Source organism: Microscilla marina ATCC 23134 (assembly GCF_000169175.1).
Lineage (GTDB): Bacteria > Bacteroidota > Bacteroidia > Cytophagales > Microscillaceae > Microscilla > Microscilla marina.
Window position 1 is genome coordinate 37,639 of the sequence record NZ_AAWS01000063.1, and the last position, 12,921, is coordinate 50,559.

The 12,921-nt window shown below is 35.2% G+C and carries 7 protein-coding genes; 2 read left to right on the forward strand and 5 right to left on the reverse strand.

The features are described from left to right. Nucleotides 1-2 precede the first annotated feature (2 nt). Both dndD and M23134_RS33140 read left to right on the forward strand, forming a co-directional pair. On the forward strand, nucleotides 3-2,093 hold the full coding sequence (gene dndD, locus M23134_RS33135) for a DNA sulfur modification protein DndD (RefSeq protein ID WP_002704313.1): 2,091 nt from the start codon (nucleotides 3-5) through the stop codon (nucleotides 2,091-2,093). After that, nucleotides 2,086-2,472 (forward strand): DndE family protein, encoded by a 387-nt coding sequence (locus tag M23134_RS33140; protein ID WP_002704315.1) that lies wholly within the window; start codon nucleotides 2,086-2,088, stop codon nucleotides 2,470-2,472. Before dndD ends, M23134_RS33140 begins: the two co-directional genes overlap by 8 nt. Here M23134_RS33140 and M23134_RS39320 read toward each other — a convergent pair. Genes M23134_RS39320 through dptF form a run of 5 tightly spaced genes read right to left on the reverse strand, consistent with a single transcriptional unit; the run spans nucleotide 2,469 to nucleotide 12,871 of the window. After that, a complete protein-coding gene (locus M23134_RS39320) occupies nucleotides 2,469-3,485 on the reverse strand; it encodes an O-methyltransferase (RefSeq protein ID WP_002704316.1) in 1,017 nt (338 codons plus the stop codon). The two genes, M23134_RS33140 and M23134_RS39320, sit on opposite strands and share 4 nt — an antisense overlap. Continuing rightward, nucleotides 3,485-4,777: an ATP-binding protein gene (locus tag M23134_RS33150; RefSeq protein ID WP_002704318.1), complete on the reverse strand. Its 1,293-nt coding sequence runs from the start codon at nucleotides 4,775-4,777 to the stop codon at nucleotides 3,485-3,487. Before M23134_RS33150 ends, M23134_RS39320 begins: the two co-directional genes overlap by 1 nt. A 4-nt stretch (nucleotides 4,778-4,781) precedes the next feature. After that, nucleotides 4,782-9,974 carry a DNA phosphorothioation-dependent restriction protein DptH gene (gene dptH, locus M23134_RS33155; RefSeq protein WP_002704320.1) on the reverse strand — a complete coding sequence of 1,731 codons (5,193 nt, stop codon included), beginning with the start codon at nucleotides 9,972-9,974 and terminating at the stop codon, nucleotides 4,782-4,784. Between the two features lie 6 nt (nucleotides 9,975-9,980). Continuing rightward, nucleotides 9,981-11,468, reverse strand: a complete 1,488-nt coding sequence (dptG, locus tag M23134_RS33160) for a DNA phosphorothioation-dependent restriction protein DptG (RefSeq protein ID WP_002704322.1) — start codon at nucleotides 11,466-11,468, stop codon at nucleotides 9,981-9,983. A 2-nt stretch (nucleotides 11,469-11,470) separates the two neighbouring features. After that, complete coding sequence (gene dptF, locus M23134_RS33165) at nucleotides 11,471-12,871, reverse strand: DNA phosphorothioation-dependent restriction protein DptF (RefSeq protein WP_002704324.1); 1,401 nt, start codon at nucleotides 12,869-12,871, stop codon at nucleotides 11,471-11,473. Nucleotides 12,872-12,921 lie beyond the last annotated feature (50 nt).

Genomic DNA, 12,921 nt, shown 5'->3' on the forward strand with positions numbered 1-12,921 from the left:
GAATGAATATCCAAAAAATAAAGCTATATAACTTTAAAATTTACGCGGGAGACCAACAACTTACTTTTGATTATAAAAGCCAAAGCCATCGCAATGTATTTGTGGTAGCTGGAAGCAACGGTTATGGTAAAACTACCTTACTTACTTCATTGGTTTGGTGCTTGTATGGCAAGCTCATGCAAGAAGTAGATGATATTTTTAAACGCCAAATCATTGAGGCAGGAGGATACCATAAATATTTGTTGGCAAGCATGAACCGCTTGGCTTATGCCAATGATGAGCGTTTATATTCGGTGCAAATCACATTTAATGATATTGATATACCAGGGGTTTCTTGCAGTAATATAGATATCATTAGGAGCTATAGTTATGGGGCTGTTGAGGATAAATTACAAATACTGATTGATGGGCAAGAAAATGAATTAATCAAGGATATTGGTACAGAGATTTTTATCCACGATTTTATTTTACCTAAAGAAATAGCCAAGTTCTTCTTCTTTGATGCTGAAAAAATAGTTTCACTGGCTGAAATGAAGTCCATTGATGATAAGAGAAAGTTGAGTAAAGCTTATTCCGAAGTATTGGGGATTAATAAATACGAAACACTCAAAAGTAACCTTCAGGATTTAAGACTTCGTTTTCGTAGAGATTCGGCAAGTGATGATGAAAAACAGAAGTTTGAAACAACGGCTAAACAGATTGAAGAAGCAGAGAAGCTAATTGAATATAATGATGAACAAGTTATTAAGCTCAAAGAAGAGAAGTTGATTAGCCAAACTCAGATAGATCAAATACAAGAGCGTTTAATTCGCCAAGGAAGTGGGTTGTCAGTTGATCAGATCAAAGATTTGCGTAAACGTAAAGCACAGCTTAAGGGAGAGGGAGAGCAAATAAAAAATGAGTTTAAAGATTTGATGGAGTTGGCGCCTTTTGCTATCTCATTCAAACTATTGAATGAAGTGTTGGAACAAGGGGTAAAAGAACTAAAACAGTCTAAAGCCTCTGTACAGGATTCAGCTACCCAAGACAACTTCAAAAAGTTGCTAAAAGACTTCAAGTCACTCAAAAACAAAGATATTCACAAAGCCACGCATGAATATTACCTAAAAAGCCTTCAACAATTAATAGATAAACACTTTAAACCTGACGAACAACAAGCAACTGATGAAGTAAAAGTATTGCATGGTTTTTCAGAAGATGAGTTGTATACACTAAGGGCAATCATTGATAACTTAAAAACTTCTTATAAAAAACAGCTTCAAGCTTTAAAGCAACGTGTTAAACGCAACCGTCAGGATGTGGCTCAAGTAACCGGGCAATTGAGTGATGCAGAGAGTAAAGAAAAGGATGTGTTGATTCAAAAGCATAGAGACGAAAAAAACCTGTTAGAACAACGGGTGATTGAAATAGAAGATAAAATAGAGGCACTCATCAGTGAAAGTAGTAAAAGAGAAAGTACACTGAATAGTCAAAAAAGTTTATATGAAAGCCTTACGAGAAAAATAGAAGTGGGCGAAAAGTATAAAGGTAAAGATAAACAAACCGCAAAGTTAATTGAACACTTGAATGCATTTATTGTAAAGATGAAGCACAAAAAGCATGAGTCATTGGAGCAACATATTTTACAGGGATTAAGAACCTTGATGCATAAAAAAGACTTTGTGGAGCGAGTGAAAGTAGAACTAGACAATGATATTATAGATATACATTTGTATAATAACCGTGGTGAAGAAATAGAAAAAACGACTTTATCAAAAGGGGAACAGCAACTCTATGCTACTGCTATTTTAAAATCTTTGGTTGAAGAATCAAACATTGATTTTCCGGTGTTTATCGATAGTCCAATGCAAAAACTGGATGTGGCTCACTCTCAGAATATCATCGCAGAATTCTATCCAACGATCTCTAAGCAAGTAGTTATTTTACCATTGCTTAATAAAGAGATGACAGAAACTGAGTATAATTTACTAAAAGAGCATATAAACAATACTCACTTGATAGTAAATGAAGATGATGAGAAATCTTCGTTTATGCCTGTGAAGCCAAATAAATTATTTGAAACAGCCCAAAAACTAGTTACCCAAAATGTTTAGTAGTCTTAAAACTTCTGAAGCCAATAAAACACGTATTACAGAACTCACTAGTAAACTAAGTTTAGGGGCAGAGAATGCCATTGCCCGGATTGCACTAGGTCACTCTCTGGCACAGAGTAAAAAGCTTGACTTAAAAAATATTGCTGATGCCAAAGGTAAAGAATACAGCAAGCGAATTTTACTAGGTGAACATGAAGCGTATTATACAGCCCTTATTTGCCAAAAATATCAGCTTTATAAAACAGATAAAGACATCCCGAAATACCTTAAGCTTCATATAGATCATGGGTTAGAGCTGATTCATAGTAGCATTAGTTCTAACCCAAACCTGGATGGCATTGATTTTTTGATTAGTGAGGTGAGTTTGGGGTTGGGTTAAAATCCTCTGGTTTCCATATATAAAGGAAGGTATTTGTAATACTTTAGATATGCTTCTTTTACTGATTTAGGAATAAATCTAATGTCTTTGTCATTTAAAAAATCATCTTGTGATGAAGCTGGAAGTTTCTTATTCATTAAGTCAATTTCTCTATTAGTGACTATTGGTGGTTCTATGTTGGTTAAGTTTTTACATTTACTCACAAATTCAAAATTAAATCTAGCCTCTTCATCTAGCTTCTTTAATTTTTGTTTAGATGTTAGAAGGCCGCCAAATGTGAGCATAGGGGCTTTGTCTTGATGACGAAAGTAAAATAGTTGCTGAAATACTTGTTTTTCGGTATCTAGTTTTACTCCGTTTAGATTTGATAAGGTTTGGTTTATTTTATTATGAAACATTTGTCTTAATAGTTCGCATCGCTTAAGTTTTGTGAAGTCTTTTTGACTTATTTCTGGAGGGTACAGGTTTTCAAAGTGTTGTTTGAAGTTATTTAACTTTTTCTGTGTTTCTTCCTTACTATCTTGTCCATGGAAATATTTAGGTAATGAACAATTACAGGTTAGAATAAAGAAACTGTCATTACAAACCTTCTTTAATATTTCAGAAATATCATCAAACATGTAAGTTTCTAATGAGCCATCATAATCTAACCAAACAATACTTTTTTTGTCACCCAGTGTTAGGCGAGGTATAACATCTGTTGTAGCTCCCATTTCAAGCTTTATGCATTTAAATGGTATGTTGAATTGAAACCTATTTTCAAATTCTTCACTATTCTCTTCGATTTCTTCAGTATATTCTACTGCTTCAATACTTATCATGTCATCTATACCCAACTCTTTATGGAATAGTTTAAAATCTGTGTAAAAAATAGATCCCAAGCCTATATATCTATAAGTTTTAAGGCGAGAAGGTGTAATTACTTGCTTTATTATAGATAGAATAATATCGCGTTCTATGGATTTCCCTGAGCGTAACCTATAATTAAAAACCTCATAACTATTTTTTCCCATTACTCAACCTCCATTTTATAAAAATAATCGAATGTTTCTTCTCCAACTTCCCTATTAGAACTAATATTTAATGCTTTTTTTACTGTGTCTATTTTATCCTTTTCTTTCTTGTAGCTGATATTAGCAAATCTACTGGAGGCTTTAGCTGATTGTATTTCTGGGTATCTAAATGTTTCTTTGAAATCTTCTACTTTAAGGTTGTTTACATTGACTTTCTCTGTATCAGTTTTTATTTCTTCTCTATCCTCGTCTGTTTTTAGCTTTTTCAAAAAGCTTATGACTTGCTTCATCATTGAAATCATTTCTTCTTTTACTCTTTTGTATATATTAGAATTAGCATCAATACCAGTTTTTGTAGTGGTAATAGGCAGGAGAGTGGAATCATCTGCTTGAAATGATACTATGCCTCGAAACATTGCATATATATGATGGAACTTGACTGTATCAGATTCATCATATATTCTTCCTTCCCAACCTGTAAGGTTCGTTTTATCTTTTTCTAATATAAGGCGATCATTACAGTAAATATACCACCCTGCTTTTTCAGGGCTGGCCTCCCCAATACCAGCAAATATTTGAACAGTTACTTGATCTCCTGCTAGTTTTAAAGACTTAGCTATAGGTTGAATTTTTTCAGATTTCAAGATTTCCACTTCTTCTGATTGTAGAGTTGTATTGTTAACTATTATTGTTAGACCTTGGTTAATAATATAACTGAGGGTTCTTGTTATATCAGCATTCAATTGATTAATAAAATGTGTTAGATTAAACTCGCTGGCTATATTACTATGGAGATTATCAATCTTAATATAGGTACCATCTTCTGTGAGTTTACCTGGTTTATCTCCTCTATTTACAGGTGTGTATTCAAACTCCCAACTTTCCTCTTTTACCCATTGCTTAACATTTACTTCTATCAAAAAGTGATCTTCACCATGCTTTGACTCTATGGTGAAGTTGTTCCCAATTTTAAATAATGCCCTTTTCATCCCAACACCAAATCGCCCTATTGAGTGGTTTACTGTTTGTGCATCACTTGGTCTACCAAATCTAAAAGCTTGATTTAAAGCTATATCCAAAGCGATGCCTCCACAGTTATCTTGAATTTCAAAATAATTTTGGTTTATGGTTAATGTTACTTTATATTCATTGAAACCTTCTTCTAACTTGGTATTTCTTGCTCCATCGATTGAATTGTCAATCAAATCAATGATTGCTCTCTCAAGTTTAATATCCCGTGTGAGCATATCAATGAAAAATTCTTTTGTTGGATTGGCATTGATTATTTCCATATTACTAGTTTTTTATCATCAACTCCCAAAAAGCTCTATCTTTCATAAATATAGGTTCTGAACCAGCGAGGTTCACTACACTATAATGCTTTTCGAGGTTTTTAATTTCGCTTATTAATCGTTCCTTTGCGCCTTTTTCAAGGTTAAAAAGGCTGTCAATCTCTTTAATTTTGATGTCAGTTACCTTATGAATAATCCAGGTGAGAATGTAATTAGAGTATTCATTATCACCAGTGGAAAAATGATTCAAAAACTGTGTAGATAAGATAGTTCCTACGCCAAACTCTCTTCCTTCCTTCAATATTTTGCGTAGTGAATCGAAATTTTTACTTAAGAAATTGTCAGCTTCGTCTACCAATATCATTTTGGTTACTTCCCTTAAGTTGCCCTCAATGGTACTATGCCCGTTTTTTTGCATCTGAGAGTAAAAAACATTCAAGGTTATGGCCACTACCAGATTTTGAATGCCATCATCATACCCAGAGAGGTTAATTACTGTAACTCCTTCTATCAGGTCAAATAAAGACTTTGTTTTTGAAGCATCTGGCTCAAAAATCTCAAAATCATATAGTTTTTTTAATGCAGCGTAAAGGCTGTCTTGGTTTACATCTTCATCGTTGAGGTATATTTCACAAATATCGGCTAGAGAAGGGGGGAGTTTATTCCAGGTAGCTTTATTGGCTTTATGTATACCCTTGGCATCATACGACTGCATAATTACATCTTGTAATTTTTGCGATTGCTTAATACCAAGGTTAAAAGCAGTCGTAATGGTTTCCTTAAGGTTACTGGCAATATGTAAGGGGAGTAGAGGACGACTGTTCTCACTAACGTCAATTGCCAACGGATTATAAGGCAATTGAAAAAGGTCAAATACTTTGGCGTTGGTTGCTTGTACAAAATCATCTTTGATGTAATCCCCCTTGTAGTCAAATATGAGCATGCCAATAGGGGTTTCATTGACATTATAAGTTGAGTTTTGAACCAGTTGAGTAATCAATGATTTTGTAAACTGAGTTTTACCAGTTCCCATAGTACCTATAATCCCTGTATTGGTATGCATTACTTTATCGGTAGAGGTAGGGTACCAGCGTACTTCTTGTTGGTAATTTACTTCGTGCCCAAACAAGATGTTTAAGGGCTTTTCTTCATTAATCACAAGGTGAGTATCAGATGAGTGACCATTGGCTTTTACTTCTACTTGTGCTGATTCAGAGTTTGGGGGCAGGTCTGAGACTGTTTGCGTTACTTGATATTTTTGGTGGAGCATTTGATGTTTGAACTCTCCGTTTTGGTACCTATCCTTTATTTGTTCTGTAGCTTCCAAAAGATAGTTGTACCCATCAGACTCTAGCAACTCCATCAACAGGCCTTCACCTTGTTCGCTTACTTTACGTACAAATACGTCTGCCTTGAATGAAACCACTGCGTACTCCCCAATAAAGTCTTTGAGTTTATTGGTAATCGTAAAATCATCGTTTAAAAGTCGGTAGCGATAATCTTCTAAAACTTTCTGCCAATCGTTGTTTTTTTCAGGCCAAACACCATAAATCTTCATTTTTTCGGCACTAACCAGTACCATTTTAGCAAAGAAGTTACGGTAAAATTTATGTTGAAAAGTATCTCCCTTTAAGGTAGTGTATATACCTTCTTTAGTGTGGCGGGCTTGTGCTACAGCTTTGCCTATTACATTCTGATAGTTTTTGCCCACTTTCACTTCAATAGGGTATAAGTGAAATAAGAGTTTTCCTCCTACTTCTTCTAAGCCTACCATAAGTAAGTCATCGCTATGTTTTCCTTCTAAGCCAAGGTTTTTAGCTGAAAATATGCCCTCTTTTTGCTTTAAGCCTGCTCCCCCTGATACACGTAGTACCTCTTCTAGTGATATGGGTACCCAGATGATGTTTTCATGATATAAAAAGCCTAAACCTACTTTAACCGCAGATAGAATACTCATTTTTTCACGGTCAAAATGTGAATACTCTGAGTGCGAAATCAGTTGTAATAACCAGTCTCCATTCAGGGCGTTGAACATGTTGATGATGTCAAGTGTCTGAGCAGTTTGAACCTCGATATTAGGTTTACTATTTAGAAACTCCTCAATTACAAATTGGTACTGTTTTGCTTTACGGGTTACAGTAATTGCATCATAGCCACTGGTATTGCTGTACTGATCGCTGTAATGAATAATTACAATGTCTTTGTTCCCTTTAAAGTAGTTAAGGTCAACCTTTGGGTCAATAAATGTAATCCATTGTGAGTGATTGTAGAGTTGTTCCAGGTCTTTTTTAGACTCTTCACTGATGATCGTACATATTGCCTGCTCTACATTAAAAGGGTTGTCAGATTTAGCAACATCGATAAGCGCGTTGTAATACACTGCCAATTCTTCAAGCAGGTCAAGTTGCTTTAGTGATAGATTCATAGAACCAAACCCAGTGCGGTAACTGCCATTGGTAAAAACAGAAGGAATGTCGTTTACCAATCCATGTAGCGAGAGTCCGGTAGCTACGTCAGTAGCCGTGTTATGGGCTACTCTCATTTCCTTGGGCTTAAACTGATAAAAAGAAAGGTGAGCGTATTCTACGCCCTTATCTAGTTTTTTGGTATAGAAGTGTACATTTTGCCTAAATACATTGAGTATATCTTCTGGATCATAACGCTCTGTTCTTAGGGTAATACCAAACTCATCTTGAATGGCATCCACATCATCATGAAAAGAAAACTCTTCGAATTTGGTAATATAATCGTCGGAGCCGTATATATATACATCAATAGGAAAAACTGTCGATTGTTGAATGACAGATTTGTAATAGTTAAAAATACCTTGAAATGCTTCTTTACAATCACCCAGGTTAATCAAATTTATTTTTAGTGGAGCGTGGGTGCCTTTAATAAAGAGATAGTGAAAGTGAGCAATAAATTCATTTATTTTGTCTTTAATAAGGTTGGCTGCGTAGCGTTTAGAGGCAGAAGAAGTATCTACTTGCGCACTGTGGTAATACAACCACTCCTGAGAATGGGTCTGTTCTATTGGTGCATATAGTTCAATACTTCTACCTTCACCTTGCCCGTAGATGTAAGGTACAATACCCAGTGGGGTTAATTTACCCGCAATTTCTTTGGGTAACTCCAGCGTATCCAACTCTTCATACAAGGCTAGTTGATAAACTAAGTTGATCGGGTTTAACGGAGTATATTTAAATCTTTCCTGGCCATGTAGCTCTTTAATCACTCCAATGTTTTCCAGGTTCTGTTGTTGTTTGGTAAGCGGAGCACCTTTGGTAATACTTTTAAGCTCTTTGAGATAGCAGTGTAGAAAGTCTTTGATAAGTTGGCGTAGCGTATCATTCCAAAAAGTCAAACTAGGCAAAAGCTTGTTATCTTGGTAATATTTAACAATCAAGTGAAAATGCTCAGCCACAGATGGGGCAATATCTAAGTGTTGTTTACTGATATGTTCACTACTTTGCTCTTGCCAATAGCATCCCCCTAAACTTATCAGTTTTGCTTCCAGCTTCAGGCTTTGCCGGAAATCATCTCGAACAGTATATTCATTATTCTTTTGCTTGAGCTTTATAACATCTTTGTTGTTTTTAACCTCATGAGAGTATTTAAAACTATCTTTTTTCACTCGCTTTTGTTGCCATACTTCCAGACCTGTAATACCTCTGAGCTCTTCGTAATCCACCCTGGTGCGAAATGGAATGCTCGTGTTTTTATAGTTTAGAGTAAAGTTTACAAAGCTTTCATCATAATTTGAATCAGGCTTCAACTCTAACCGAGTGTCTTCATACAAATGATAGGTTCCGTCAGCTATCAAACCCTCTGAGTCTATACCTTCCTGATCTTCGTTAAAGGTTAAAACGTCATCAATATTATCTGTCCTGATCTCAATAAACTGTCCATTAGCTTTTATGTTTATTACATAATTCGTTTTGATGCTTTTGAGTAACTGTTCTGGCAGGGGGAGTATAAAAACACGAAATTCAAAATTGGTTTTGTCATTGCTTACTTTGTCAACATGAGTGTAAGTAACCTTACAATAGGCAGTATCCTGGGCATCTTTTGGAGCAAGCTTTAGGTTAATCTTATCTTTTGTATTGGCATACTCTACACTTAGATTACTATCAATAGGACAGCTTATATCACTTTTTTTAGGATTTACATTAAACTGGCAGGTAAGCTCAATGGGGTCTTTAGGAGTGCTTGCATCAGGCAAGTGGTTAAATATAATGATATTGCGCTGACGTTGTTTGGCCTTGGTATTTCCTTCTGGCTTTTCCCAGATTATTAATTGATTCTTGAGTGTGGTTTCAATATACTCTGGCTTATCCCCTTTCTTTTTCTGTTCTTCCCATTCATGTACCTGTTCAAAGTTTGCCGAAAACCAAGGTTGTTCCTGAGAACCATCTTTTTGTTTTTTCTCCCCAGTTTTACTCAAGGCATTTACCCCAGCAGATGCAAAGTGTTTCTCCAGATCGTCCGATGGGTTTCCGTATTTGTGTGTCTGGTCTACTGTATCAAAGAGCCTTCGGTTTGACTGAATCCTTTTGTTGATATTTTTTTCTTCTTTGATAGAATGCAGCTCGTTGTCTTTAAATAAGCCCAGAGATTTATATTGAGTGTCAGAAATTTCCTGAGCTGCAAATATTTCTAAGAATACCCGAAAATCAAACAGGGAATGATTATCTTCAAATAAATCAGACTTTTGTTGCTCTAAGGTGTTCAAGAGTATTTTTCGTTCATGGCCTTTTAGAAACTTTTCTTCTTTGATTTTTTCCTTGATAGTTTCCTTGATTACATCTATGTGTAAAGGCATTCCTTCCTTCAACAGACTTTCGGTTCCTCCGGTAAGGCTGTCTAGTTGGGTATTATGAATAAACAGAATGGCCGTATCAGTGAAGATTCCTTCGTTTTTACTGACTTCATTCCTGAGCTTGGTTAGGAAGTCTTCCGTAGTTTCAGCATTGTTACAAGCTACAATGAGTTTGATGTTATCAATTGGCAGGTAATGAACTTTGTAAGATGCCTCAGTATAATCAAATGCCTCTAAGTCAAAAGCTTCAAATTGTCCCTGTACTTGTTCAGGTTTTTCGAAGTAAATATTATATCTATCGCCTGGTGCTAATCCTTTGGTCTTAAAGTGTTCCAGTACTGCACTTGTAATGTATTGATGAATTAAGTCCTTGTTCATAGCTTCTTATTGTATGGTCTTTACATATTGGGCATCCCCACTGTCACTTTTTTTCTCCAAAAGATTGATTTTTTCAAACAACTTAACAATTTCTTTTTGACTGCTTGGGTCAAAAAAAAGTCCTCGCTTATTATATTCAACCCATAGATTTTTAAGCCTTATTTTTGGATGTTTTCCCAGACAAAGTTTAGTAATAAACAACAAAGTGTGTTGGTCAAGGCTTAAGGACTGCCCCAAACGCCCACGGTTGCGAACAAAGTTCAGCTTACAAAATTCTGTGATCCAAGCTTGATACCTACTATAAGGACTATCCCTTTCACTATGGATAAATTGATAGTCAATGGCTGTCCATAACTTATGGAGGTGATGGTGTACAGGTGCATCAGCCAGGCTATAACGAGGCTGGTATGTTTGTTCAAAATCTGCCCAACTGCTCCCTGGTCTAAAAGGTTTATCCATATGGGCTTCCATTTTTTGTTGATAGAATTGGGTGATTTCTTCAAGCTTCTGGGTAAGTTCTGTTTGTTCAGCGGAATCAAGTGCTTCTATTTTAACTTTTATCTGCTGAAAGTTGCCTTTAAAAAATGATTCCCCTTTGTATTCAATATAACTAATAAGCTCAAAGAAATTTACAAAGGAAAAGATATTACGAGCCTTGCTTTCAAATAAACTCCAGCCATTTTGATGGCTTATTCTAGACTTAGATAAGGTTTCCCATTCCAAAGTAAAAAATATACTTTGATTAAAGTCATCAAAAAAATGATTTAGGCTGAGCGTGAGCTGCTTTAAATAGTTAAAGTAGTAATACTTAATGAGCAAAGGAAAATAAGCAATGAAAAAACTTTTATCTTCCAACATAAAGGCTAAATCCTGGCGGAACATCTCTGTAATTTCAGGTACAAAATTCTGATAAATATCAAAGCCTTTATGGTTATTTTTATTGGATTTTACTTCGGGTAAACTGCTCAGTATAAGTTGGTAATAAATATTGCTTACCGATTTTTGACTCGTTTTTTTTGAGGCTTTACTTTTTAATTTTTCATCAAAAAATATAGTGTAAAAAAACAAGCTTATATTTTCAAGAATCCCAGTTGGTTTTTGAAAGTTGATGTATGAAAAAATACGTTCATCGAATATAAACAGGTTACCCTGAGTATCAAAAGCCACTTTATTAAGTATAGTTTCTATTTGTGGCTTATCTTCAGCCTTTACTTGTGATTTAGTTAAAACCTTGTCGATGATTTCTTCTTTATATAGTAGCTTTTTATCGGGCTTTTCTTGATTATGGATCATCCGATAACACTCACTAGCAATGCCCTGAAAAGCCGTAAGGTCTTTTTTAACACTGTTTTTTTCTCCTCTAATTTTACTATCGTTGGTTACAAAAGGAAGTAGCTTGAAATTTTTGTTAGTAGTGTGCCTAAACTCTTTCTTTCCTTTTCTGTCTTTCAGATAGTTATTCTCTAATTCTTTAGTTTTTATTTCAAAGTCCATAGCTATATTTTTTCAAATTGGTACTTACCAAAATCGTCTTTGCTTAAACGATAACCATTCTTTGATTTACCATTATTTTCATGGAATATGAGTGGCGTGTTTTGACTGTTTAGACCAATGATTTTATCTACGATATGCACAAAGTTGATATGATTACTCTTATCAAGCTTGTTAGGGCGGTATCCTTTGATTACTTTTTGCAAAAGTTGGTACAATTCATAATCTATTGATATCTCTAAGCTTTCTTCTGGGTTGCCCTCTACGCCATAGTATAGGGTAATTATGTCTTTAAATTTTTTGAGGTTTTTTTGAGGAACTGAAATATCACGAGGGTGAACCTTTGGTTTAAGCTTAAGACGCTGACTTATCTTATATGTATCTTGTTTATGACCAATAAATACATTGACCATGTCTGCTTGAAAAGCATTGCCGTTCCACCTATAAATAGCTTCTTTTATGTCTTTATATAGTTGTTGGTAGGGAGCACTTTCTGGGGTAGCCTCACTATTAAAGTAATAAAGGCTTTGTAAGTATTTTTGATATATTTGATTTCCCAATACCTCATTTTGCTGATTGGTCTTGAAGTAATGCCAACGAGTAAAAAGATTAATAAGTAGCGTGTAATTACTTTTTTTGTGCGTTTTATCTTGAAACCCCTCAGTTAAAAATCTATGAAAAAAAGAGTTTTCCTTAGGCAAGCCTGCCTCTCTTTCAAATGTATCTTTTACTTTGTCTGTTGTAATTAGTTGAATAATGGTTTGATCCAAGTCTTCTTTACGTTCATTTACTGGGTCAAGCAAGTGTAAATGTTTGTAAATGGCTGATAAGTCTGGATGTTCAAACAAGTAGTTGGGATGTATATTATTGATAAACGTTTTTACCTGATAACGTTTTACTTTGGTGTATACCTCGGCTGTGCTCAGTGGGGCAAGCTCTAACGGAACAACTAAGTCGTGTAAAAAATTAAGTAGTGCCCTTACCGATATCAAGTGTTTGTATTGCACAATACATTTGATAAGCAAGTGAGTGAGTTTTTCTTGTACCTGCTTTTCCATCACAAACTCATAATTGAACTTGATAGGACATTTTTCAGCTAGTTCACAGCTCACACAGTGGTTTTGATAACTTGCCCAAACAGGGTTGGTGGGGGTGTTCTGAGTAAGTCGTTTGAACAGAGATAAAATAACCTCAGAGTTGGCTCCTTGCTCGGTCAGTTCATATAGGTGGTAGTCTGCAAAGTTTACATGAGAAAACACATCCGAAACTTTCTTAGTGTCTTTCTCGGTATCAGTATCCAGTATATTATTTTGTTTTACGTATGCTTGTAGTTGTCCAAAGTTGGTTCCTCTTTCGGCAAGAAAGTTTGTCAAAGTCCAGGTTAACCGCCAGATGATTTTATCCATGACTTGGTCTGTAGTTTCATCTTGAAGTTATGCAGTGATTTTCTAGAGTA